Consider the following 26,800-nt stretch of genomic DNA (forward strand, 5'->3'; position numbering starts at 1 on the left):
AGAGGGAGACACCAAAACTGGTGGAGACGTTTCACGTCGATCCAATCCCGGCGCCGAAGTAGGCTAGGACTGGGAAAGAAGGCTAAGGAGAGGTGACTGGAAAAGGTCTGCTCCGCAGACCGGTCGTCTGGTAAAAGGAAAACAAAACCGGTGGGGACGCACAAAGGAGCCCCGCGCTGCGCTTGTGGCACACTTCGTGGTCCAGAGGGAGACACCAAAACTGGTGGAGACGTTTCACGTCGATCCAATCCCGGCGCCGAAGTAGGCTAGGACTGGGAAAGAAGGCTAAGGAGAGGTGACTGGAAAAGGTCTGCTCCGCAGACCGGTCGTAGGAGCTAAGGCTAAGGCTCGAAACAATTCTCCGGAGTAGGTCTGCTCCCCGCCCAGTGAGAGGATTGGTTGAGCAGGCGCAGGCCGGTCGTCTGGTGAAAGGAAAATAAAACCGGTGGGGACGCACAAAGGAGCCCCGCGCTGCGCTTGTGGCACACTTCGTGGTCCCGGGTGAGCGTACCCCAAACCGGTCGAGGCGTTCTACGCCGAGCCATTCCCGAAGCAGAACATCGTTCCGGAAAAGGGTTGCTCCCCGTCCAATGGGAGATTGGTCGGGCAGGCGCAGGCCGGTTGTCCCCGGGTCCTCAAGGCTAAGGAGAATGAAGAATGAAGACGGAAGCACAGTGTCCGGTCGTCCGCCCAGGCGTCCCGGCAAAGCCGAGGGCTGACTGGTCGGCCGACCGTGGGTAGGGTAGACCGTTCCCTAAATACCTTACCGATCCAGTAGTGCCGGATTTATCCGGCGAAAGGGAAAAGGCTAGTGCTAGATAAAACCTCAGGATAAAGCTTGCACCCCGCCAAACGAGCGGCAGGGTGGGAGCATGCACGCAATCATGGCCCTACCAAATCGGTGGGCACCTGCGCTCCGGCGCCCCGTGAAAAACCATTAATTTGGAGAAAGCGACAATTTGTTTGGGGAACAAATAAAAAGCCTTATCTTTGCGCTCCGAAAATAATAAGGCAATGAAAAAAGATCTGCACCCCGAATCTTACCGTACGGTAATCTTCCGCGACATCAACGCCAATGAGTCCTGGTTGGGACGTAGCTGTGCGAACACGCGTGACACGGATACGTGGGAAGATGGTAACGAGTATCCCCTGATCAAACTGGAGATTTCTAACGTTTCTCACCCCTTCTTCACGGGTAAAATGCAATTCGTAGATACGGCCGGTCGTATCGACAAGTTCAACAAGAAATTCGGCAAGAGCCGCTTCGCCAAGAAGATCGAAGAACAGGAGGAAGCCTAAGTTCTTCTTTCTCTCCTTCGGGAGTGCAATTGCCGGGAAAGCCCGAAGCGGACGAACAGTTTGCTTCGGGCTTTCGGCGTTATTTTTCCACCAGACGGGCGCCACTCCTTCCATTTTTTTCGATACCTACCCTCCCTTCCTATGTCCCAGATTATTCTTTTTGACGCTGACGTTCGTAATCATCTGCTTCCGCTAACCTATAGTCGACCAGTAGGTGATCTGCGGGTAGGCATCCTGACGATTGCCGAAAAGTGGGAGCGTCACCTCAGAATGCCGGTTTCTTTTCTGACCCAGGACTACCTTGCGGATCTTTTCCCCCTGCAGGTGCAGGACCATAACCTGCTCATCAACGGCAGCGTGCTCCCGACGGCAGAAATCGTTGCGCTTATTCTGGACCTCGCTCCGGGAGAAGCTTACGTGAAGGAGGGCGAATTGATTGCTGCCTGCCTGGACCGGGCGGCCGTGTTGTCGCTGGAGGAAGACCAGGATTTCGGAGAGATTCAGGCCTTTGACCTGGGGGATCAGCCGCTGCTTAGCCTCAATAGGCCCGCCGATATTTTCAGGTTGAACGACACCGCACTCCGGGAAGACTTCATGCTCCTGACCGCCGGCAGGACATCCGCTCCGCTGCCGGCCTCCAATACCGTTATTGGTCCGCTGGAGAATCTCTTTCTGGAGGAAGGCGTAGACATTGAAGCCTGTACCCTCAACGTGAAGACGGGGCCGATTTATCTCGGAAAGGGAACGACCTTACTGGAAGGTAGCCTGGTCCGTGGACCACTGGCGATGGGAGAGGGTAGTGTGTTGAAAATGGGCGCCAAGATTTATGGCGCCACGACCCTGGGCCCCAATTGTAAGGTGGGGGGCGAGGTCAACAACGTGGTGTTCCAGGCCAACAGTAATAAGGGACACGATGGCTACCTGGGCAATTCGGTCATCGGTGAGTGGTGCAACATCGGTGCGGACACGAATGCCTCCAACCTGCGTAATGATTACGGGGAAGTTCGGGTCTGGTCCTATCCGGAGGGACGTTTCGTTAAGACCGGACTTCAGTTTCACGGCCTGATTATGGCCGATCACGCCAAGGCCGGTATCAATACGATGATTAATACCGGCACCATCATCGGATTTTCGGCCAACCTTTTCGGAGAAGGATTTCCCCGCACCTTCATCCCCAGCTTCAGCTGGGGTGGTGCCTCGGGTTTCCAAACTTACCGGCAGGATAAGGCCATGGCCACCGCGGAGCGGGTGATGTCCCGGCGGGAGCAACCCCTGACGGAGGCGCACCAGAAGATGTTTACGGCCATTTTTGAGGAAAGCAGCCAGTACCGGAAGCGCTAGTCTTTCCCCGATGGCATCACCCTCATTTTTAAGCGGACAAGTCCTCGGCCGATTGCTCCCGTAGCAGCGGGTCCGGATGCGCTTCGGGATTGAAGGTCCGGGTGATGTATACCCCAAGGGCTACTATCACCAGCAGGCTTGCGACGGCCAGATACCAGGGCGGAACGTCGGTGATCTCGGTGTCGGGAATGTACTGCCCGTTGAAGTAGGTGACCATTACCTGCATCCCGTTGAAGAAAAAGTGTAGAATGACGGGGACCCAGAGTGAATTTGTCCAATAGTAGGCATATCCCAAAAGTATACCGAGCAGCATTCGGGGGACGAATCCGGCAAATTCCATGTGCATGGCACTGAAGACAATGGCGGCGATCCAGATGGCAAAATGATGGCTCTTAAACACGGGGTGTAGGATGCGTCGTTGGACCAGCCCACGGAGGAGAAGCTCTTCGCCGATGGCGGGCGTTACGGCCACGGTGAGCAGGGCCATCAGCAGTTCCGGTACCGAGTTCATCGTCAGTACACTTTTCAGCAGGGTATTGGTTTGGGCTTCATTCTGGAGCATCCAGTCCGGAAGGGGCAACTGTAAATTCAGCCAGGCAGCGTAAGCAATAAAGGGGAAGGCAAGGACGAAGGTCGCAATGACGTAGGGGAGGGCTTTCCGATTAGCAGGGGCGTTGAGCCCCGCGGCTGGCCTCCAGAAGCGACGATAGGCCACCAGAAAAACGATGAACGCCGTGCCGCCAAAGGTGAGCAAATTGTTGAGCAAAAGGCCCAGTCGAAGTCCCTGTCGGGCATCGGCGGGGAGGTCTCCGGCTCCGAATCCTAACGGATCAATACCGCCCGCTAAGAGGATGCCTCCGGCTACCACGGAGCCCACGATGAGCATGCCCAGAAGGATGCCCACCGTCAGGGCAAAAAGCTTCAGGGGGGAAGGGAACTTGTCGGAAATTTGCTTCATCGCTGATTTGACTTATAGTATTGGTAACGAAATATGTATTTTGCGGGCAATATGGCGGACAGGGTTGGTTCGCCCCAACTTTTATTTTTTGAACTAGTGGCTTATCGCAGAAATTCAGACGCTTTACTTCAGGTTACACCTAGCGCCCAAATTTGCACCTTTATTTAAACCCACACAACACCAACACTAAACCCGACCCCTGATTTTGTCCCGATGGTGGTATGGCTACGTATATGGTTAATTGATGAACAACTCGATTAGAGTTCTTTTCCTGACGGTTCTTCTTTCGGTGGTGGGTAGTTCACTTAACGCCCAGGGGCAGTGTACCGACGAAGATTCCGGAGATATATCCTTTACTCCCTTTTTTGCTGATGTCCCCGGTGGGTACTACGCTCCGGGAACCACGGTAGAGATTTGTTATTCCGTACTCGGGGATTTCAATACGCCCGACGTGGAATGGATTCATGCCGTGCTGCTGGCGTCCGCCGGTTCGGGCTTCGATTTTTCTACGCTGGCCCCATCGGGTACGCCCCCCGCATCCTGTCGGGCTGCTGGTGTCTGGGGGTGGTATCCCACCTGGTCCCGCTGTATGCCCTGCCCGGGAGGGGAAGACACCTTCTTTAACGGCTATGCTTTTGACTCCTCAGAGGGGACCAACGATTCCTGCGGGGACCCCGCGGTACTTGACGGTGACCCCGGAAATAACTACGGCGACGGCGCCGGCAACTGTGGCCTGGTTTTTTGCTGGACCCTCGAGACCGTGGACCCCGGTCCCGGCGTGGCCGCGGCGGATGCCTACGAAATTAGAATCCGGGTTCTGGCCGACGGCGTATCCGGCGGATACACCGGTGGCGTAGGCGGGTTCTGTGGATCTCCCTGCGACAGTGACCCCTTCATTTGCTTTCCCGAAGTGGGCGATCCCTCCATTAACGTACTCAACCAGCCCTGTCCGGGAGAGCTCTTTCAGCTGGAGGCCGTTACGGAAGGCGGTATCTTTTCCGGCGTTCAGGGCCGTTGGGAAGATGATGCCGGTAACGTAGTGGCGGTTGGCTATAACGCCAGTCTGCCGGCCGGCAATTACACCTTTGTGGTTGGTCGTCCCGGATGTAACGAAAAGGACGTGGACATCGAGCTGAACCTCACGGACGTTACCTTCGATTTTAATGGCCTCTCCGACGGGAGCTTTTTCTGCTTCGGAGAAAACTTTACCGCCAGTGTCTCCGTGACCGGGGCGGCCATCAACTCGGCCACCTGGTCGCTGAACGGTTCGACGATCGCCAACGGAACGGTCTTAAACCAATCCAACCTTACGCCGGCGGACGCCGGACAGTATTCCGTCGTGGTGAATTTCGGAGACGGATGTGACACGACCATTTTCCGGAATTACCTGGTCGGTGACGAAGTCCTCGCGGAAATCACCCCCCAGAACGCCGAGGTCTGTATCAACGAAGAAATCACCTTCACGGCCACCGACGCCACTACGGGCAACCCTTTCCCCAGTAGTCATATTGTCCTGTGGGACGTCACCGTCCCCGGAGATACCTACACCACCAGCCGGGACTTTCCCGGCGTGCGGGAGGTAACCCTGGACGTCATCGACGAGGACAACTGTGCCTTCCGGTTTCAGGAGTTTTTCACGGTCCACCCCAATCCGGAGGTTACCATTACGCCGGACGATCTGGAGATATGCGACGGCGAGACGACGGTCATTCGCAGCAGCGTCACCGGAGGAGCTACGCCCTATACCTATTTATGGGGCCCGGAAGAAACCGTGACCACCCCCAATTACACCGTCAGTGAACCCTACGGTTTCACCAATGGTCTCTACCTGCTGGTGACCGACGCCAATGGTTGCGTCGGAGGATCAGATTTTGTCACGATTGACATCAATCCCACGCCCTTCACCCCCCTGCTGGACTGTGACCCCATTTGTGTCAGTGAGGTAAGCTTCTCCTGGAACCAGGCGGACGCTGACTTCTTTGAATTGTACCTGAGCATCAATGGCGGTCCCGAGAACCTCATCGACGATAACTACACCGGATTAAGCTACCTCGTCTCCGGGCTCAGTGCCGGAGATCAGGTGGACTTCAGAATCGTGCCCTTCTCCGGTACGATCACCGACGCCTGCGAGGGCCCCGAGGCCACCGAACGTTGCTTCACCCCCTTGTTCACCGATCCGGGCTGGACGATTAATTTCCCCACAACGGTATGCGCCGGCACTGCGGGGACCAGCATGGACATCGAACTGTACACCCGCGATGCCGGGACCATCCTCCTGAACAGCCCGACCCTGGGCCTCACCGATTTTCCGGCGGAGGTGGACAGCGTGACCACCCTGACCATCCCCGGACTAACGCCCGGTCAACTCGCCGAGGTGCATGATCTGAGCCTTGCCTACGCCGGCCCCGGTGGCCGTTGCCCCGCCGATACCATGATTCAGTTTACGGCCCTCGCCCCGGCTGCTCCGGATTTTGCGCTGGACGTGCTGGACATCTGTGATCAGGCCGGCACTTACCTGGCCAATTTGACCACTCCCTGGAATGCGGAGGGGGTCTACAACCTCTCCGTAAGCGGGGCGGGCACCGTGCTGCCCCTGACGGATTCTACCTGGCAAATTGATCTGGACGTAGCCGGTAGCTACGAGGTGAGAATGATTGCGGCCAACGTAACCGATCCCAACTGCACCGATACCCTGATTCAGACCATTGTGCTTAGGGATCCCCCGCCAGCCCCCGCCCTCCAGTGTGGCGACCGGGGACTGGATTCGGTCGTTTTCGTGTGGACGGATACCGGAGCGGACAGTTACGTCGTCAATGAAGTCGACATCCCCGCTTACGCCGTTACGGAACAGATCGGCAATCAATTCTTCGTCCGTAACCTCATGGTGGACGATGAAATTCAGATCAGCGTTACGGGGCTTTCTGCGGGCTGCCCCAGCGCTACTTCCGATACCATTTTATGTCGGGCGGAGTCCTGCCCGCCCATCGTGATGTCCGTGGATCCCATCGGTCCCTTCTGCGCTAACGACGACCAGGAAGTACCCCTGTCGATTACCATCACCGGCAGTGATGGTTCCGGGACCCTGGACTGGCAGCTGGACGGACAACCCATCGGCAATTCCCTCAACCCGTCCTCGCTGAGTCCGGGAACTTATAATCTTCGCGCTAACTTTTTTGAGGACTGTGAGTTTGCCGCCAACTTCACCCTCACCATCAATCCCGTGCCGACGGCCTCCTTCAGCCTGACGGATACCGTAGTGTGCGTGGATCAGACCCTGGGCGCGGACGCAGGTGCCGTGCAGACCGGATGGAGCTATGATTTTACGTTGGTGGACGCCGACGGGACGATCGCTCCGGGATCAAACGCCGCCTCCCGCACCTTAAGCTGGAGTACCCCCGGCACGAAAATTATCGAACTTACGGTTACCAATGAATTTGGGTGCGTCAGTGCGGTTTACCGCGACAGCGTAGCGGTCGTTCTCCCGCTGGGAATTCCGGTAGTTTCCTGCCGCGACATCACCGAAACCAGCGTAACCTTTGAATGGGCACCGATTGCCGGAGTGGACAGTTTCTCCGTTTCCATCGATGGCGGTACGGCCTTTTTCCAGGACAGTACCTACATTCTCGTGGACGGACTGGGTGTCGATCAGGCCGTAGCGATTGCCGTTGTTGCCTACGGGGAAACGCCCTGTCCGGACCTCACCCCCGGCCGGGATACCTGTCGGACGAGCCCGTGTCCGGCCATCATGCTGGAGCGTCCCGAAGACCTGTCCTTCTGCCTGGACCGCCCGGGCACCATCGTACCGCTAACGGCCGTGGTGACCGGCGGCAACGGAACGGGAATGCTCTCCTTCGCTGGAGATGGCGTTACGGCCAACGGAACAATGTATCAGTTTGACGCCACGGCCGCAGGCCCGGGGAGTCACCTGATCCGGGTCACCTACCTCCAGGGAACGTGCACAAATATTGACAGCTTCACCTATACCGTTTTCGAAACCCCGACCAGTGATTTTACCCTGGACGGAATGCCGCAGGATCTGACCGTTTGCGTTGACCAGGAGTTCAATTTCAGCTACGTCGGAGACGTAGTAGCGGGGCAGGGCGCGGTGTTTACCGTCGACTTTGGTGGTGCTGCCGTTACGCCATTAGCGGGTCTCGAACAATATACGCTCTCCTTTGACGCCCCCGGGACGTATCCGCTAAGCCTCTTCGTGGAAAGAGACGGCTGCGTAAGCGATACGACGATCCTTAATGTGGTCGTGGAAGCTCCCCTGACGATGCCCCAGATTAGCTGCGGCCAAACTTCCCTGACCAGCGTGGAGTTCATCTGGGACGACCAGGTTGGGGTGGACAGCTTCCAGGTGAGGGTGGATGGAGGAATGCCGTTCTTCCAGGATAGTACAAGATTGGTCGTCAGTGGATTATCTGATGGCGTCACCGTAAACATTGAAGTGATTGCCTTCGGAAGCAGTACCTGCGGGAACAGTGAACCCGGGGAGGAAGACTGTAGCAGTGATCCTTGCCCGACCATTGTGGTCACTCCGCCGGATGACGCTGATTTTTGCCTGGCTACCCCGGGCAACGAAACCGTCCTTGCGGCTTCCCAGAGTGGGGGAGTAGGCAATGGCAACTTCACCTTCTCCGGTCCGGGCGTTTACCTGGACAACGGAACCTGGCGGTTCCACGCCGACTCTGCCGGTGTAGGAACGCATACCCTTACGGCGGTTTACCGGGAGAGTATCTGTTCGGATTCCGCACAGTTTACCTTCCGGGTGTTTACACCTCCGACTTCGCCCTTCACCCAGGGCGGCGTTGAGGAAGACATCACGGTCTGCGTCGGGGAGGTATTCCCCGTCGCTTACGTTGGCAACGTTGCCGACGGTGACAACGCCACCTTCAGCTGGGAATTTGATGGGGCCAACACTAGTCCGACGGCAGGTTTCGAAACTTATGATCTGAGCTTTGACGCTCCCGGGGTGTATACCCTTAGCCTATCCATCGTGCGGGACGGCTGTAGCAGTGAGGTGACGAGTCATACCGTTACCGTAGAAGCCCCACTGGGGACTCCCGAACTGGATTGTACGGATGCCGATCTCAACAGTGTACTGGTCACCTGGAATACCATTACTGGCGCCGTTGGTTACGAAGTCAACGTTGCGGGGACTTTAGACACCGTGCTTTCTCCATCCTACACGGTCAGCAATCTGCTGCCGGGAGCATCGGTGACCCTGGAGGTCCGGGCCCTCGGGGCCGGAGTTTGCGGGGACGGAACGGCCAGTACACCGATTACCTGTAGCGCCGATCCCTGCCCGCCACTAAGTCCGGACTTCACGGCCCTGGTGCAGGAAATTTGTCTCGAAACGGGGGATGAGTTCATCCTGCTCAGCGACCTGATCGTTACCGGCGGTAGCGGCGTAGGCGCTACCTACACCTTCACCGGGCCGGGAGTATCCCAGGATACCTTCTTCGCGGCGGTGGCCGGGGGATCCCTGGCGGGTATTGACCACCAGATCGTTCTGGATTACGTTGAGGAAGGGCCCTGCGGACTGCAGGTTCCCTTCAGTATCCGCGTAATCTCACGGCCCGAAATCAGCCTTACCGATCCGGGAGATATCTGTGTCGATAATCTGGTGGATTTCTCCTTCACGGCCTCCGAGGACGTAACGGCCGGTGACCTGACCATCGACTGGGACGGAGGGCAAGTGATGGATGATGGCAACCCCGATGACCTCAACTTCACCCTGAGTTACTCTACACCGGGTACCAGGACCATCCGGGCGACGCTGATCAGTCCCGTGACGGGTTGTGCCAGTGAACCTCTATTCCTAACCGTTAACGTCATCGCTCCTTTGCTGGATCCTGTGCCCTTCTGTAGTGACGAGGGCCTGGAAACGCTGACCTTCCGCTGGGATACCGTCGTCGGAGCAACGGCTTACGAGATTACTCACGCGAATGGCAGTCCCACGGAAACCATTACGGATAACTTTTACGTCGTAACCGGACTGCGCCCGGATGAGTCCTACACCATCAGTGTGCGGGCCCTCGGCCCGCCCCCTTGCGGGAACAGTGAGGCCATTCCGGTCACCTGTACGACTTTGCCCTGTCCGGGTGGGGTGGTGCAGTCAGATACGCCGGATACGGACATCTGTCTGGACGGAACCGAAGCGGCGTTCTTACTGGCAGCGAGTCTTGACGTTGGTAGCCCGACGGGCCCCTTCGTATGGAGCGGAACGGGGGTAGTCGATAACGGCGACGGAACCTACAGTTTTGACCCCGCCGGACTTGCGGCGGGAGCCTACGTACTGACCGTTGATTACCTCGGGGAGGCCGACTGTACTTCCCGCGACGAGGTTACGGTTCGGCTGTTTGACCTACCGGTAGTCAGTTTCTCCGCGACTCCCTCGCAGCTTTGTCCCGGAGAGACCCTGACCGTATCGTTTACCGGCACGGCGGAACCCGGAGCGACCTATGCATGGGACTTTGGTGACGCCAACGTAACGGATCTGGGAGGAGAATCATACTCCCTGTCCTGGGATACGCCAGGGGATCGCACCGTTAGATTGCGCGTGACGGATAACTGCGTGAATGAGGCTTCCTTCTCCCTGGTGGTCGAACCCTTCCTGGCGGTGCCGCAGCCCAGTTGTGTCCGTCAGGACCTGGACGGCGTCCTGTTCAGTTGGCCGGTAATTCCCGAAGCTACGGAAGGCTACCGGGTAAGCATCAACGGGGGAGAATTTGGTCCCCTCCAGCAGGAGGCGGAATACTACGTCTCCGATCTAGACTTTGGAGAGTCGGTGAGTATTCGAGTGATGGCCGTTCGTAGCGGAACCCCCTGCAACGACAGTGAGGCCAGCGCCTCGGTGAGTTGTGCGGCGAGACTTTGCCCCACCGTGACCTTTGCACCTGCGGCCACGCAAACTACTTTTTGTGATGATGAAACCGAAGCCGTGGCGCTGCGGGCGAATCTTGCGGGCGACGACGGTACCGGAGATCTTAGCTGGGCGGGCGCTGGTGTAGGACAAAATCCCGACGGAAGCTGGGGTTTTGATCCCGTAGCGGCCGGACTGGGAGATCATCAGCTCACCGTGACGTACGTGCAGGAAGGGCTGTGTGTTTACCAGGATGTGTTGATCATGCAGGTGAATGCCGTGCCCGATCCCGCCTTCTCTCTGGCCGATGATCTGGTGTGTAGCGGGTCAGAAACGACGGTCAGCTACCTGGCCGGGTTTGACGCCGAAACCAACTTTAGCTGGGATTTCGGGGAGGGTCAGGCTACGGCAATGGGGAACGAATCCTACCGCGTCAGCTGGTCGACCGCCGGGGCACACACGGTGAGCCTGGTGGTGGAGCGGCGTGGCTGCGTAGCGTCCTTCGAGTTACCCGTAATGGTCGAAGCGCCGCCGGTAGCCGGTAACGTAGTGGCCGATGACCTACAGTTCTGTGTGGGCACGGCTACTCCCGTATCGCTTGCGGCCCAACTGGCCGGCGGCGACGCTGGCGGCGTCTGGACCGTTGCGTCGGGTAGCGTACCCGGTGGGGCACTGAACGGTAATTCCGGTAACCTGAACCCACAAAACCTCGCACCGGGGGCCTACTCCTTCACCTACACGGTGAACGGGACGGTCTGTCCTCAGGATGAGGTGGACGTATTGGTGGAGATGCTGGCGGCCCCCGTGGCCAATGCCGGCGACGATCAGACGATTACCTGTAATATGGGAATGGTGAGCCTCAACGGCTCCAACTCCGAGCAGGGTAGTGGCTATACCTATTCCTGGTCGGCCGACGATGCCAGTGTGATGATCATGGACGCTGATCAGTTAATGATTGACGTCGGCCAGCCGGCTACCTACACCCTGGAAGTGACCAATGCGTTCGGGTGCTCTTCTACGGATGAGGTGCTCGTGGATGCGGAGCTGGAGGCTCCGGTACTGGAGGTGGAACTCAGTCAGATCACCTGCTTCCAGGCCGATGACGGAGCCATCCGGATTACGGGCGTTAACGGGGGACGGGCTCCCTATACCTATTCGTTGAACGGAGAAGATCGGGGTTCCTCTACCCTGATGGCGGGACTGCAGCCGGACCAGTATGACCTGACGGTAACCGACGTAAACGGGTGCTTCAGTACCATTTTGCTGGACCTGACTGAGCCCGATCAGTTGTCCGTTCAGCTCCAGTTTCCGGGAGATACGAGCATCGTTAATGAAGGAGAGGAAATTTTCATTTCCGCGGCCATTAGTGGAGGTAATGCGATTGATACCCTGATCTGGCAACCGGACAGCATTAGCAATATGGACGGGCAGTCGGGCATTCAGTTCATCGCCCGGGAGACGCAAATGATCTCGGTCACCGTAGTGGATGAACTCGGGTGCCGGGCCTCCGATAATCAGATGCTGCTGGTCCGTCAGGACCGGCCCGTGTACTTCCCGACGGCCTTCAGTCCGAACGGAGACGACGTCAATGATATCTACTTCATCGGGGCTAATGACGACCAGGTGGTGGAGATCCGGGACTTCTTCATCTTTGATCGGTGGGGAGAAGCGGTATTTACTGCGGGAATTGGTGAAGGGCAGGGTTCGCTGAGCAGCAGCCGGGGCTTCCCCCCCAATGATCCGAATTTCGGGTGGGACGGGACGCTGAACGGTCAGCCCATGAACCCGCAGGTGTTTGTGTATACCGCTACGGTGGTTTTTGAAGACGGGCAGGTCCTTACCTTCAAGGGGGATTTCGTGCTGATGCGTTAAGACGGGACCAATTGGGGATTAAACCCCTTTTGGGTTAGCTGAATGTAAAGGATTGATGTATTTTGCGACTGATTTTAATGCTTCCCTGACCGGAAGCCTGCTTTTTTGATTTAGTAGCGTAATGCTTTCCAATTCCGAAAACTCTCAGGTCCTTCCTTTTTAGATTAACCAGACTACTCCGCAACTTCCACACCTAAATCAACGCCCATTTGACCTGCTTTGAGGGTAATCGACTACCCAAGTGGTACGCTGCGTAGTGGCATCTGCTTTTATGAATAACCAGCATTTTTGGTTCCGTGCGGGGATTTTTGCCCTGCTGATGATGAGTGTTAATGGGCTGTCTGGCCAGTGTTCTACCGCCGATTGGGGGACACTGACGTATTCACCAGATTTTGGCAATTCCCTGTACCCGGCGGGAACGGTGGTTACCGTCTGCCTGACGACGGACACCTATACTCCGGATGACGCCGAGTACCTACACTCCATCATTCCACTGGGTGCCGGTCCGGGCTTTGATTTTTCTACCATCACTCCGGGGCCGCCGCCGCCGGAGGCCTGCGGAAACGGAGGGAACTGGGCCTGGTATCCTTCCTGGACCCGTTGCGCACCAAGTTGCCAAACCGTTTGGCCCGGCCGGGGATTGCCGGGGGGATTTGCCTTCGACAGCCCTTCGGGTACCATGGACTTTACCAACTGTAATTCTCCGGCCGTACTGGACGGAGACCCGGGTAATAACTGGGGGGATGGTAACGCAACTCCTCCCTGTAACGCAGCTGGTCTGACCTTCTGTTTTGATCTCACGACGGTAGATGCAACCGGACAATGCCCCGGTGCCGCTTACCGAATCGATATTGAGATCAACCCCGACGGGGAAACGGGAAGCTACAACGGAATTTCTGATCCAAACGAGTGTACTTCTCCCTGTCAGGATGACCCCACCCTGTGTTTCCCCGAGGTAGAAGATCCACGGGCCGAGCAGTTAAATAATCCCTGTCCGGGAGAAAATTTTGTTCTTCAGGGGAGTTTTGCCAATAACCTGTGTAACCCCTCTCTTCGCTGGGTGAACTCTTCGGGCACAACGGTCTCGACGGATCCGGTATTTATGACCAACGTTGAGGATACCTATACGCTGTTTATCTCCAACGATTTTGGTTGTCGTGAGGTGATGGCCATGGTTACAACCCAGTATCCTACGATCAATCCTTCCATTAGTCCCGATCCGGGCGATTCTTTCTGTTTTGGCGAGACGGTCACCCTCAGTGCCAGCGGAGGAAATGCCTATCAGTGGAGAAACCCGTTGGGAACGGTCGTCAGTAATGGTCCCACCTATTCCTTCATCGGTACCCCGGCGGTAGCCGGGACCTATACGGTAGAAGTGTTTTATGGGACGGGGAATGCCTGTTCCGAAACCCTGACCACGGACATCACCGTGGCGCCGGAAATCCTGGCTTCCATCACCAATACCGGTCCGGCCTGCTTCGGGAGCACGCTCTCCTTCGTGATTACCGACGATGTGGGGAACCCCTTCCCGGCCGGGACGACCTACACCTGGAACGGTGTGGCGGATGGCTCCTTTCACATGATTACCGCCGCGGGGTCCGGGGTGCAAACGATGACCGTGGAGGTGGCCCTGCCCAACGGCTGTACCAATACCTTCACCAATAGTTTTGAGGTGTGGGATTTGCCCATGGTAACCATCGATCCAAGTGACCCGACCATCTGCTTTGACGGCAGTGTTGACCTGACCATCGTTGCTTCCGGCGGACGTCCGCCTTACAGCTACCAATTAGGTCCCGACAATGCTCCGGGACCCGTGGTCACCATCGACAGAAATTCACCGACGACGTCGAACCTCTACGGTGACGTGACGGACGCCAACGGTTGTCGGGGCTTTTCCAGCTTCGTCAGTTTACTGATCCTGCCCGATTTGGTGGCTCCCGACATCAGCTGTACGGAGTCGCTGGATGAGATCACCTTTGACTGGAATGATGTGGGCCAGGACTATTTTGAACTTTACGTTCGGGTGGGGGCCGGAGTAGAGCAACTAGTGGATAATCGCTACCGGAACCTCTCGTACACAGAGACGGGCCTGGGACAGGGCGTGTCGGTCACCATCCGCATGATTCCGGTCATCTTCGAAAATGGCGAAACCTGTATTGGGGAAGAAGCGACCCTGACTTGTAGAACGCCGGCCTGCCCCGACCCGGGGTGGATGATTGGCGCCATCGATACGATCTGCCTGGCCACTGGTGGGCTGTCCTATGATCTGGACATCAGTACCACGGATGCTGGCACCATCGTCATGAACAGTACCTCACTGGGGCTATCCGGGGCGCCCATCAATACTGCGGGGGCAACCTCCATCCCCATTCCTCCCCTGATGGGGGATACGACGGCCCTGGTGCATCAGTTGAACCTTTCTTATACCTCCCAGGACGGAAGCTGTACGGTTGACTCTTTGATTACCCTTCCCGTAGTGCGTCCGGCGAACCCCGCCTTTACCGGAGCGGATCTAAGCTTGTGTAATACGGACACCACGGTAATTTTCTCCTTGGTGGAGGCTTATGACACCAACACGGTGTACCTCATCGACGTAGAGAATCCTTCGGGTACCACGATTATTCGGGAGGAACCCACGAACGGAGAATGGGAAATTGAGTTTACGGAGTTCAGGACCCACCAGGTTCGCCTGATCACGGAAAGTATGAGTAATACCGCCTGTCGGGATACCTTCACGGTTCCCTTTACCCTGCAGGCACCACCCATAGCGCCTACTGTCTCCTGTGCGTCTACGGGGCTGGATTCCGTGGTGTTCGTTTGGAACGACGTGGGAGCGGACAGCTACACCGTGAACGAGATTGACCTTCCCACCGGAGCCACCACCGAAAGGACGCCCACCGGGTTCATCGTGCGGAACCTCAATACGGAGGATATGGTGACCATCTCGGTGACTGCCGTCACGGCGGGGTGCGCCTCGGCCACCTCGGCGGAAACTACCTGTACCGCTTCGGCCTGTCCGCCCGTCACTCCAATGATCACGACGCCGGTGGATACTTTCTGTTTAGACGGTACCACTTCACCGGTGGCTCTGACGGTTACTGCCCCAAATACCGGTACCGTTACCTGGTCCGGTCCCGGCGTGAGCGGGACCAATTTTGATCCGGTAGTGGCCGGAGAGGGAGTACACGATATTGTGGCGACCTATACGGAAGACGTATGTGATTACACGGATACGCTGGAGCTGGTGGTAATTTCTCCTCCTGCCGTGTCGCTCCTGGCGGATCGGGATTCCATTTGCGTGGGGGATACGATAATGTTGCGGAGTCCGGAGAGCTATGCTCCCGGAGAATTCACCTTTGACTGGCAACTCCCAGCGGGGACGACGATCATTAGTGGCGACGTTACGGGGCCCGGGCCGCTTGACGTTCGATTTGATGCTGCCGGTGACTTTGCGGTTACGCTGGTCGTAGGAAATCGATTTTGTACGGATCAATCTGCTACCACCAACATTACCGTAGTGGCTCCACTGGGATTGCCTACGGTAGAATGTGATAACCTCAACTTTGATCAGGTTGGCTTCGTGTGGTCCCATCCGACGGCCACCATGTTTGACGTCAGCATTGACGCTCAGCCCCCGGGCGCAGTCATTACCCAGAACGGAAACAGTTTGCTGGCAACGGGGCTGGCCGAAGGGGAATCGGTGACGATAACCGTTCGGGCACTGGCCACCAACATTTGTGGCGATTCCGAACCGGTGACGCTCACCTGTACGGCGCAGACCTGCCCCGCAATTTCCCTGATCGTAGACCCGCAGGGGCCTTTCTGCGCGAGTGGAATCGACGAAAACGTTCCCCTCACGGCTACGGTAACGGGCAGCAACGGTTCTGGAATTTTAAGTTGGCAGGGACCTGGAGTCGTCGGTGACGCATTTTTTGTGGATACTGCCGGAGTAGGCATCCACGAAATTATTGGCGTTTTCCAGGAGGAAGGGTGTACCTTCCGAGATACCATAATGGTAACGGTCAATGCCCTGCCCGTTCCCAGCCTTAATCTACCCGCCGGTCCGATTTGCGTTGATGACGTAATTACGGTTGATGCCGGTGCGCCCCAACCGGGTTTTAGTTACAATTTCCTTTCTCCCGGCGCTACGCTGGGCGCGGCACCTGATGCCGCCAGTCAGGAGTTCAGCTGGCCCACCGCAGGGCGGCGGTACGTGCTGTTGACGGTAACCGACGATAATGGATGTCAGAGTCTGGAGGTAACCGACAGTATTGACGTGGTGGCTCGCCTGCAAAGACCCATGGTGGAATGTGGTATCACCTCACTAACCAGTGTTGAGTTTACCTGGGAGACGGAACCCGGAGTGGACAGCTTTCAAATTGTCGTGGATGGCCAGCCCCCTTTTTTCCAGGATAGTACCACGCTGACCATCAGCGGTTTGGGCGATGGTGTTGACGTAGAGATTGAAGTAATTGCTTTGGGCAGCGGACCCTGTGGGAACAGTGAGCCGGGGATGGCCACGTGTTCGTCGGACCCCTGTCCGGCCATTACCGTTACACCGCCGACGGACGAAGATTTTTGTGCGAATACGGCCGGCAATGAGACGGTGTTGACGGCCACGCAAACCGGCGGCTCCGGAGGGGGTGTCTTTACCTTCTCGGGGCCGGGTGTTTTCCTGGACAACGGAGATTGGCGGTTCCACGCCGATACGGCTGGGCTGGGTAGCCACCAGATCAGGGTAGTGTATACGGAAAGCATTTGCTCCGATACGGCCTTCTTTACCTACCGGGTTTTTGATCCCCCTACGGCAGACTTTACGATGAACGGGATGGCTCAGGACCTGACGGTCTGTGCCGGCTCCGTATTTGAGGTAGCCTACGCAGGTAACGTTCTGGACGGAGAAAGTGCGACCTTCAACTGGGACTTTGACGTAGCGTCCAGTACGCCGCTGGGCGCCTTTGAAACTTACGAGCTAAGTTTTGCTTCGGCCGGGACCTACTCTATCTCCCTGTCCGTTGATCGTCAGGGATGTAGCAGCGAAGAAGTCAGCTTCGAGGTGACGGTAGTGGATCCGCTGGGGGCACCGCTGGTATCCTGCGGGACCAGCACGCTGAACAGCACCCAGTTCACCTGGACCGCCATACCCGGAGCGACGAGCTATGAGGTTACCGTTGGTGGTGTGGTGGATACCACCACTAACCTTGACTATGTGGTTACGGGCCTACTCCCGGGTGAAGGGGCGACCCTCACCGTGCGTGCGCTGGGGGGCACCGTTTGTGGTGACGGCCCCGCAAGTGCTCCTTTAGAATGTTTTGCTGCCCCCTGTCCGGACCTTGTACCCGATTTTTCTGCCCTGCCGGATCAGCTCTGCCTGGAAAATGGCGACGAATTTATCCTGCTGAGTGATTTTGTGGTTAGCGGGGGAAGTGGCATTAACGGGAGCTACACCTTCTCCGGACCCGGAGTCCGGCAGGATACCTTCTTTGCGGCGCTGGCCATGGCCAGCGAGGCCGGGGAAGTGAACCAGATCAATATCCAGTATGCGGAAGAGGGCCCCTGCACTTTAGATACCATCTTTGAAGTTACGGTATTTGACCGGCCTTCGGTATTCATCACCGATCCCGGACCGCAATGCGTCGGGGACACCCTGCGGGTGCTGATTGGTAGCACCAATTTCGTGGCGAACGACGACATTAACGTTGACTGGGACGGCGGTATCCTCGTCGACGATGGCGATGCGGACGATAATGAATACCTGCTTTACTACGATACCCCGGGAACGAAAACCATCCTGGCAACGGTACTTAGTAACATCAGCGGCTGTATGAGTGATACGGCCTTCATGATCGTGGAGGTGAGCGAACCACTCCGCGCACCCGTCATGGGGTGTGGGCCAATTGAACTGGAAACGATCACCTTTATCTGGGACCCCGTTCCCGGATCGACGGGTTACGAGGTGGTTCCCGCCAACGGGGACCCCACGGTCGTGACGACGGACACTTTCTTCGTCGTTAACAACCGCACGCCGGAAACCACCTTTTCCGTAACCGTCCGGGCACTTGGCGATGGTCCCTGTGGCGATAGTGAACCGACTCCCTTTACCTGTGAAACCGCTCCGTGTCCCGGAGGAAGAGCGCAGGCCGTTACGGCCGATACCGATATCTGCCTGGACGGAACGGAAGTGGCGTTCTTGCTGGAGGCTAACCTCACGGAGGGGATGCCTACGGGGCCATTTACGTGGTCCGGGACCGGGGTCGTTGACAACGGAGACGGCACCTTCAGCTTTAATCCGGTGGGCCTCTCGGCGGGAGAATACCTGTCCGTCGTCAGCTATCTGGGGCGGGGGAACTGTACTTCTACCGATACGGTACGCACCAATCTCTTTGACCTTCCGGTAGTTGGCTTCAATACGACCCCCGCGACGGTTTGCGTTGGCGAGTCCTTCAACGTACTCTTCAACGGTTCGGCGGAGCCGGGCGCTGAATTTGTCTGGGATTTTGACGGAGCGGATATCACCTCCATCGGCCAGGAAAGTTACCTGGTGTCCTGGGATACACCGGGCATGAAGACGATCAACCTGCTGGTTACGGATAATTGTCCGGCGGCGGGTAGCGTAGTGGTGGAGGTCCTGGCGCCCCTGGCCACTCCGGAACCCAATTGCACCCGCCAGGACCTGGATGGCGTACTCTTTTCCTGGTCGGCGATTCCCGGGGCCACGGAAGGTTACCGGATCAGTATAAATGACGGACCATTTGGCCCCATCACCACCAGTACGGATACGCTGATCAGTGGCCTGGACTTCGGGGAATCGGTTTCGATATCCGTCCTTGCCGTCCGTACGGGAACGCCCTGTGATGAAAGCATGGCCAGTACTCCGGTTAGCTGTGCGGCACGCGAGTGCCCACCCATCAGTTTGGCACCTGCGGCCCCGCAAACTACCTTCTGCGCTAATGAACAAACTGCCGTCCTGCTGGAAGCAAACCTTTCCGGTGACGATGGCAGTGGCACCCTCAGTTGGACCGGCGCCGGTGTGGTACCGAACGGAGACGGGAGCTTCAGCTTTGACCCTGCGGCCGCGGGAATCGGAACCCATGCCCTTTACGTGGACTACGTTCAGGAAGTTCTCTGCACGTACCGGGATTCCCTGGTGATGACCGTCAACGCCGTACCCGTAGCGAGCTTTACGACCAACGGTGCGGCCCTGTGCGTGAACACCGATCTTACGGTACAATTGGAGGGAGCAGTCGACGCTCAGGCGAACTACACCTGGGACTTTGACGGCGCCCAATCCACGGACCTCGGGGAGGAGTCCTACTTACTCGCCTGGCCGGTAGCGGGCACCTACACCATCCGCCTGACGGTAGATCGCCTTGGGTGTTCGGCCGTGGATTCCATGACCGTCACCGTGGAAGCTTCGCCCAACTCCGGAAACTCCGTGGCCGATGACCTGCAGTTTTGCGTCAGTGAAACAACTCCGCTGGATTTATCCGCTCAACTGGTCAATCAGGATCCCGGCGGAAACTGGTCGGTCGTGGCGGGCAGTGTGCCCAACGGAAGCCTGAACGCCACCAGTGGAATGCTGGATTTAAGCAATCTGGGAGCCGGAAATTACCGCTTCGCCTATACCGTGGACGGTACAAACTGTGCCCCCGCCAGTACGGAAGTGGCCGTTGAACTACTGGCCGCTCCCCGGGCAGATGCCGGAGAGGACCAGATCCTTACCTGTAATATGGGGATGGTCAGTCTGAACGGCAGCGGATCCGAAACGGGCGCGGGCTACACCTTCCGCTGGACGGCCGACGATGCGAGCGTCAACATCATGGATGCGGATCAACTCATGATTGACGTGGGGCAACCCGCTACCTATCAGCTGGAGGTGACCAACGCCATCGGCTGTTCGGCCACCGACGAAGTCGTCGTTACCGCCGAACGGGAGGCCCCCGTGCTGGAGCTGGAACTCAGTCAGATCACCTGTTTCCAGGCCGATGATGGTGCCATTAACGTGACCAACGTCACCGGCGGTAGGGCCCCCTATACCTTCAGCCTCAACGGAGAGGACCGGGGCAGAAATACGCTCATGGCAGGACTACAGCCGGACCAGTACGAAGTGCGGGTAACCGACGCCAACGGTTGCTTCAGCGACGTACTGATCGACCTGACCCAGCCGGATGAGTTGAGTATTCGCCTGATCTTCCCGGGCGATAGCAGTATCGTGGATGAGGGCGAGGAAGTCTTCATCAGCGCGTCAGTGGTCGGTGGAAATGCCATCGATACCCTCATCTGGCAGCCCGACAGCATCAAGAACCGTGATGGTCTATCGGGCATCGAATTCGTGGCTACGGAAACCCGGATGATCAGCGTTACCGTGGTGGATGAGCTGGGCTGTACGGCCACCGACCGGCAGATGCTGCTGGTGCGCCAGAACCGCCCGGTCTACTTCCCGACGGCCTTCAGCCCCAACGGAGACAACAATAACGATATATTCTTTATTGGCGCCAACCGGGATCAGGTGGTGGAGATTCGTGATTTCTTCATCTTTGACCGATGGGGAGAAGCCGTCTTTACGGCCGGAACGGGTAATGGTGACGGCGGCATTGCGGGCGCCCGGGGCTTCCCGCCGAATGACCCCAACTTCGGTTGGGACGGCACCCTGAACGGGGAGCCGATGAACCCCCAGGTGTTTGTCTATACGGCAGTCGTCGTTTTTGCCGACGGAACGGAGCAGGTCTTCAAGGGCGACTTCGTCCTGATGCGATAGAAGCTGAGGCTCCCGTTGGATGCCGGTGGGCGTACGCCCGGTTAATGAGACCGGCGCCGGGGTGGGGTAAGGACCCGCTCCAGCGCCGGCCCCATAACCCCCGTCTGTTTACCTTTGCGGTCAATGGATTTATCCGTCATCATTGTCAACTACAACGTGCGCCACTTCCTGGAGCAGGCACTGTTGAGCGTCGAGCGGGCCATCGCGGGGCTGGAGGCTGAGGTATGGGTGGTGGATAATGATTCCGTGGATGATTCGGTGACGATGGTCCGGGAACGGTTTCCCTGGGTGAAATTGATCGCCAACGACGACAATCCGGGCTTTTCCGTAGCCAACAACCAGGCCATCCGTGAGTCTTCCGGCCGGTACGTGTTGCTCCTCAACCCCGATACGGTCGTGGAAGAAGACACCTTCCGCCGCTGCGTGGACTTCATGGACCGCCACCCCGACGGGGGTGGCCTGGGCGTCAGGATGATCGACGGCAGCGGCCGCTTCCTGCCCGAGAGTAAGCGCGGCCTGCCCACCCCCTGGGTGGCCTTCACCAAGGCCTTCGGGCTGGCCCGGCTCTTTCCTGCCTCCCGAAAATTCAACCATTACCACCTGGGGTACCTGGCCGAAAACGAAACCCACGAGGTGGAAATTTTAGCCGGAGCCTTTATGCTTATGCGGCGCAGGGCCCTCGATGAGGTGGGCCTGCTCGACGAAAACTTTTTCATGTACGGGGAGGACATTGACCTGTCCTACCGACTGCTAAAGGGGGGCTACAAAAACTACTACTACCCGGAAACCAGCATCATTCACTACAAGGGGGAAAGCACCAAACGCGGGAGCCTGAACTACGTGCGGGTTTTCTACCAGGCCATGATCATCTTCGCGCGGAAGCACTTCGCCGGCTCTCAGGCCCGATTGCTGGTCTGGCTCATGCAGCTGGCCATTTATCTACGGGCTTTCCTGACGGTAGTGGCCAACGTATGGCGGACCTTCCGGTACCCGCTGCTGGACGCAGCGGGCATCTACCTTGGTTTGCGTATCCTGAAATCCCTCTGGTCATCGTATCACTTCGGTGACGTCAACTACTTTCCGGATTACATCAACTACTGGCACTTCCCCGCCTACACGGTCCTTTGGTTGGGGAGTATCTTCCTGGGCGGTGGCTATGATCGTCCTTTTGACCTGGGGCGTACCCTGCGGAGTCTCGGCCTGGGGACCTTGCTGTTGTTTGCCGTCTACGGACTGCTTCCGGAAAGCCTTCGTCCCAGCCGGGCACTGCTGCTGCTGGGAGCCGCCTGGGCGGGCAGTTGGGTGGTGTTGGTGCGAGTTGCGAGCCACCTGCTAAAGTACGGTTCCCTGGGGCCCCTACTGAGTGGGGAAACCCAAAACCAGCGCCTGGTGATCGTGGGGGGCGCGGAAGAAGCCGAGCGGGCGTTGAGCCTGCTCCAGCGGGCGGGGGCGAGCCGGAACTATATCGGACGGCTTTCCCCCGGAGAATCACGGGGGACCGAAATACTCGGTACCGCCCAGCGCTTACCGGAGCTGGTCCAGTTGTACCGGGCCGAAGAAATCATCTTCTGTTCGGCGGACCTCAGTAACGAGGCCATCCAGCGATGGATGACGGATCTGGGCCCCAAACTTCAGTACCGCATCCTGCCCGAAGCGAGCAGCAGCATCATTGGTAGTCACCGACCCGATCAACGCGGAACGTTGTACACCATCGACGTCAATTTACGCATTAACCATCCCACCCAGCGGCGGGGTAAGTGGCTGTTCGATAAGCTCGCGGCCCTGCTGGTGTTGTTGACGTGGCCGGTGTTGATCTGGTGGGTAGACCGGAAACCGGGGCTGCTGCTGAATGCCTGGCGCGTCCTCACCGGCCAGCGGCATTGGGTTGGATACGCCCCCGAAGACCCTCGGGTCTCGCTGTTACCGGGGCTGCGCCCCGGGATAGTACATCCAGCCACGAACCGGGGGGTAACGGACCCGGATACGCTCCACCAGCTGAACTTGTTGTACGCCCGGGATTACCGGGTGAGTGAAGACTGGCGGATAATCCTGAGAGCCCTCTCCGCCCTGGGGGATCGGAGGTAGCCCCGAAAGCTACCGCTCTTCCAGGTTACGCCTGATCAGGGCGTTGCGGGCCGCCACGCTGGCGAAACTCGTCAGGCCATCCTCGGGGGTGTTTTTAGCGTAATCGAGAAGCTGCGCCACGCTGGTCGTGGCCACGTGCATCCGCGTATCGGAACTCGCGTAGTAGATGAACACTTCGTCCCGTTCGTTGCGGATCCAGCCGTTCGTGAAGAGAACGTTGGATACGTCGCCGACGCGCTCCGGTCCCTCCGGGGCCAGCAGATGGCCGGCCGGCTGGTACTTGATGACCCAGGGGCGCCGCAATTCCGTGACGAAAAAGTAGAGTACGTACCGTAATCCCGCGGCGGTATTCCGGACACCGTGCGCCAGATGAAGCCATCCTTCGTCCGTTTTCAGGGGAGGTGGGCCCTGACCGTTTTTGACCTCCTTGATGGTGTGGTAGGCCTTGTTGTCGATGATGACCTCCTCTTTAATCTCGGCCCCCTCCATCGTGGGGCTCAGGCCCCAACCGATGCCACCGCCGGAGCCCACGGAAATGAATCCGTCCTGAGGACGGGTATAGAGTGCATACTGCCCCTCCACGAATTCTGGGTGGAGCACTACGTTGCGCTGCTGTCCGCTGTAGGTGATCAGGTCGGGGAGACGTTCCCAGGTGACGAGGTCCCTCGTCCGGGCGATACCGCACTGGGCCTCTGCGGCACTCAGATCGTTAGGGAAATTCGGGTCCTTACGCTCGGCACAAAACAAGCCGTAGATGTAGCCGTCCTCGTGGGCCGTGAGCCGGATGTCGTAAACGTTGGTGGTTGGTCTGCCGTATTCAGGCATGGTGATGGGGTAGTCCCAAAACCTGAAATTGTCCACGCCGTTTTCGCTCTCCGCGATGGCGAAAAAGCTCTTGCGGTCATTACCCTCCACCCGGAGGGCGAGCAGGTACTTACCCTTCCAGTGGAGTGCGCCGGCATTGAAGGTGGCGTTGACCCCCTGCCGTTCCATCAGGAATGGGTTGCGGGCTTCGTTCAGGTCGTAACGCCAGAACAGGGGCGTGTGAGCGGCGGTGATGACCGGGTGCTGGTAACGGGTGTAAATGCCATTTCCGGGGAGCACCTTTTCGTTCTTTCGGGTAATCAATGCCCGGTGCTCTGCCTCCAGAGCAGCCAGGCGGGCGGTGAAGTCCATGTGGAGTATTTAACGGGTAGGGTGCCGACGGGCACGAAAGTAAAATATACACGGAGTTCCGGCCATGGTGCCCTTACTCCCGCCGCAAGATTACCACTTCCGACGCTCCAGACTAAGGACCGTGAGGAGCAAAAAGAAACCGGTAAGGGAGAGGAAGTAAATCACGTCACGGCTGTCGATGAGTCCGCGGCCCAGTGAGCGAAAGTGATCCTGCATGCCCAGCGACTGGACGAAAGTTTCCCCGTTGAGGTAGAAAATGGAAAGACTGGACAAATAGTCAAAGCCAAAATAGCACCAGAAGGAGATGGCCAGCGCCAGCAAAAAGCTCACGATCTGGTTACTGGTCAGGCTGCTGGCAAAGAGTCCGATGGCCACGAAGGCCATGGCGAGAAAACAAAGACCAAGGTAGGAACCAATGGTGCCTCCGGCGTCAATGTTGCCGACCGGAGCACCGAGTTGATAAATGGTGTAGTAATACAGCAGGGTAGGCGCCAGGGCAATCAGCACGAGCAGCAGGCAGGCAAAAAACTTGCCCAGCACAATTTCAACGTCCTTTAGGGGGCGGGTAACCAGAAGTTCAATGGCCCCAGTTTGCCTTTCTTCGGCGAATGCCCGCATGCAGATGGCGGGGATGATGAATACAAATACGTTGGGGACCAGCGTGAAGAACGGCCCCAGCGAAGCGTATCCGTAGTCCAGTAGACTGGTTTCGGGGAAAACGAAGAGGAACAGCCCCATCACCACGAGAAAGACCGCGATCACGATGTATCCGATCAGCGAACTGAAAAAAGCATTAATTTCCTTACGGAAGATGGCACCCATGGAGTTACGGATTCATTTTTTGAGCCGGCAAAGATAGGGGATGGCGATCGTCATATAAACGGATGGCCCGCAGCAGTAAATCTTCGGTAACCTCCTTTGCTTCGCGCAGGGCTTTCGATAAATCCGGATCATCACTGAGCAGGGGGAGCAAATTGGTCCGGTCTAGATTTTTCAGGGCGCCGGAGCGCAGGTGCAATACTTTTACCAGCGTCAATGTCTTTTCCCGTTCCACGTAGGCCTGCCGGAAGGGACGACCATTGAGCGGGTTGTAGGCCTTCATCAGTTGCCGCTTCGTGACCGTGGTGTCATAGCGGACGGTACTCAGCGCCCCCCGAACCCGTAACCCGGCAAACTCATGGAAGTCACGCTCTTTGTCGTAGCGAACGTAGAGGTAGGGGAGTCCGTCCAGGCTAATGGCGTAGGGAATCAATTCCGGATTGATCCGTTCGTCTTTGTAGGCATAACCGTCGATCTGCACCCGGTAGTCTTCTGGAAGTTGCACCATTTCCCCGTCGATGGCTTCCCAGGGAAGGTCGGGCTGATTGGAGAGCAGGGCCGCGTGAGAGAAGTAGACGCCCTCACCAAACCGGAAGTCTGCATCGAAGAGCAGGCTGTCGGATTGGGCCGAAAGCGGGCATGCGGTCAGGCAAAAGAGCACGAAAAGTAGGGGGTGAATCTTCCTCATATTAATTGGTTAGGGCCCGGAACACTTCTTCTACGCTGAGGTCTTCCCGTTGTAGGCCCAGCAGGACCAGACCCTGGTCAACGGCATAGCGAAATACGGCGGGCCGAACGTCGTCGGCACTGTCCACGTAAAGACGAAAAGTCGTACTGCCAGGGTTGGTTTCTACCCGGTCGACACCCTGAATTTTCAGCAATTGCTGCTTGGCCACGCTGCGGTCGAACTCGACGGTAAGCACCTGTCCGCCGCTTAGCCGTTGTTGCAACCTACCGATGGGGTCGTCGGCCACCAGGCGCCCCTGATTGATGATGATCACCCGGTCGCAAAGGGCCTGTACTTCCTGCATGATGTGGGTGCTGAAGATAACGGTCTTCTCCTTTCCGAGTTCACTGATCAGTTTCCTGATTTCCGCTAACTGGTTGGGATCCAGTCCGCTAGTTGGCTCGTCGAGGATGAGTACTTGAGGGTCGTGCATCAGGGCCTGGGCGAGTCCAACCCGTTGACGATACCCCTTGGACAGGGCACCAATCGGTTTATGTGCTTCCCGGCCGAGCCCGGTTTGTTCGATCAGGGTTTCGGTCCGCTGGCTAACCCGCTCGATCTTATTGGCCCGCCCCACGAAGGAAAGGTATTCCCGCACGTACATGTCCTTGTACAGCGGATTGTGTTCGGGCAGGTACCCTACCAACTTTCTCACCTCCAGACTATCCGTGGAAACATCATGACCACAGACACTGGCCGAACCACTGGTCTGGCTCAAGTAGCAGGTGAGGATTTTCATGGTCGTCGTCTTGCCGGCACCATTCGGGCCCAGGAAGCCAAGAACCTGACCGGAAGGAGCTTCGAAGCTGATGCCGTCGAGCGCTTTTTGATCACCGTAGACCTTGGTAAGCTCAGAGACACTGATGGACATAAAGACATCTTTTGGGGGAGGGTGCA

General features: G+C 57.7%; 10 protein-coding genes. 5 read left to right on the top strand and 5 right to left on the bottom strand.

Features of this window, described 5'->3' with window-relative positions; translation table 11 throughout:
* Positions 1-1,014 precede the first annotated feature (1,014 nt).
* Entirely contained in the window at positions 1,015-1,299 is a 285-nt protein-coding gene (locus E1J53_RS20030) for a type B 50S ribosomal protein L31 (RefSeq protein WP_134274336.1), read from the top strand.
* Positions 1,300-1,440: 141 nt separating this feature from the next.
* Positions 1,441-2,640 carry a GlmU family protein gene (locus tag E1J53_RS20035; RefSeq protein WP_134274335.1) on the top strand — a complete coding sequence of 400 codons (1,200 nt, stop codon included), beginning with the start codon at positions 1,441-1,443 and terminating at the stop codon, positions 2,638-2,640.
* Positions 2,641-2,668: 28 nt separating this feature from the next.
* Here E1J53_RS20035 and E1J53_RS20040 read toward each other — a convergent pair whose 3' ends face one another.
* A complete protein-coding gene (locus E1J53_RS20040) occupies positions 2,669-3,598 on the bottom strand; it encodes a CPBP family intramembrane glutamic endopeptidase (RefSeq protein WP_134274334.1) in 930 nt (309 codons plus the stop codon).
* 244 nt (positions 3,599-3,842) lie between these two features.
* Between E1J53_RS20040 and E1J53_RS20045 the strand changes: the two genes are divergently transcribed.
* From E1J53_RS20045 to E1J53_RS20055, 3 genes are all read left to right on the top strand, one after another.
* Entirely contained in the window at positions 3,843-12,338 is an 8,496-nt protein-coding gene (locus E1J53_RS20045) for a PKD domain-containing protein (protein WP_134274333.1), read from the top strand.
* Between the two features lie 271 nt (positions 12,339-12,609).
* Positions 12,610-21,096 carry a gliding motility-associated C-terminal domain-containing protein gene (locus E1J53_RS20050; RefSeq protein WP_134274332.1) on the top strand — a complete coding sequence of 2,829 codons (8,487 nt, stop codon included), beginning with the start codon at positions 12,610-12,612 and terminating at the stop codon, positions 21,094-21,096.
* A 123-nt stretch (positions 21,097-21,219) separates the two neighbouring features.
* Entirely contained in the window at positions 21,220-23,181 is a 1,962-nt protein-coding gene (locus tag E1J53_RS20055) for a glycosyltransferase family 2 protein (RefSeq protein ID WP_134274331.1), read from the top strand.
* A 9-nt stretch (positions 23,182-23,190) separates the two neighbouring features.
* Here the strand turns inward: E1J53_RS20055 and E1J53_RS20060 are convergent, their stop codons facing one another.
* The 4 genes from E1J53_RS20060 to gldA form a co-directional block, all read right to left on the bottom strand.
* Positions 23,191-24,357, bottom strand: coding sequence for a glycosidase (locus E1J53_RS20060; RefSeq protein ID WP_134274330.1), 1,167 nt, complete (start codon positions 24,355-24,357; stop codon positions 23,191-23,193).
* 90 nt (positions 24,358-24,447) lie between these two features.
* Positions 24,448-25,179, bottom strand: coding sequence for a gliding motility-associated ABC transporter permease subunit GldF (gene gldF, locus E1J53_RS20065; protein WP_134274329.1), 732 nt, complete (start codon positions 25,177-25,179; stop codon positions 24,448-24,450).
* Positions 25,180-25,183: 4 nt separating this feature from the next.
* Positions 25,184-25,864: a hypothetical protein gene (locus tag E1J53_RS20070; RefSeq protein WP_134274328.1), complete on the bottom strand. Its 681-nt coding sequence runs from the start codon at positions 25,862-25,864 to the stop codon at positions 25,184-25,186.
* Position 25,865: 1 nt separating this feature from the next.
* Complete coding sequence (gene gldA / locus E1J53_RS20075; protein WP_134274327.1) at positions 25,866-26,774, bottom strand: gliding motility-associated ABC transporter ATP-binding subunit GldA; 909 nt, start codon at positions 26,772-26,774, stop codon at positions 25,866-25,868.
* Positions 26,775-26,800 lie beyond the last annotated feature (26 nt).

Origin of the sequence: Lewinella sp. W8, from assembly GCF_004375085.3 — a bacterium.
Lineage (GTDB): Bacteria > Bacteroidota > Bacteroidia > Chitinophagales > Saprospiraceae > Neolewinella.

What these genes read in the sequence shown, in the direction of transcription:
- E1J53_RS20030 (WP_134274336.1), top strand. Translation starts at nt 1,015, where the DNA reads ATGAAAAAAGATCTGCACCCCGAATCTTACCGTACGGTAATCTTCCGC.
- E1J53_RS20035 (WP_134274335.1), top strand. Translation starts at nt 1,441, where the DNA reads ATGTCCCAGATTATTCTTTTTGACGCTGACGTTCGTAATCATCTGCTT.
- E1J53_RS20040 (WP_134274334.1), bottom strand. Translation starts at nt 3,598, where the DNA reads ATGAAGCAAATTTCCGACAAGTTCCCTTCCCCCCTGAAGCTTTTTGCC.
- E1J53_RS20045 (WP_134274333.1), top strand. Translation starts at nt 3,843, where the DNA reads ATGAACAACTCGATTAGAGTTCTTTTCCTGACGGTTCTTCTTTCGGTG.
- E1J53_RS20050 (WP_134274332.1), top strand. Translation starts at nt 12,610, where the DNA reads ATGAATAACCAGCATTTTTGGTTCCGTGCGGGGATTTTTGCCCTGCTG.
- E1J53_RS20055 (WP_134274331.1), top strand. Translation starts at nt 21,220, where the DNA reads ATGGATTTATCCGTCATCATTGTCAACTACAACGTGCGCCACTTCCTG.
- E1J53_RS20060 (WP_134274330.1), bottom strand. Translation starts at nt 24,357, where the DNA reads ATGGACTTCACCGCCCGCCTGGCTGCTCTGGAGGCAGAGCACCGGGCA.
- gldF (WP_134274329.1), bottom strand. Translation starts at nt 25,179, where the DNA reads ATGGGTGCCATCTTCCGTAAGGAAATTAATGCTTTTTTCAGTTCGCTG.
- E1J53_RS20070 (WP_134274328.1), bottom strand. Translation starts at nt 25,864, where the DNA reads ATGAGGAAGATTCACCCCCTACTTTTCGTGCTCTTTTGCCTGACCGCA.
- gldA (WP_134274327.1), bottom strand. Translation starts at nt 26,774, where the DNA reads ATGTCCATCAGTGTCTCTGAGCTTACCAAGGTCTACGGTGATCAAAAA.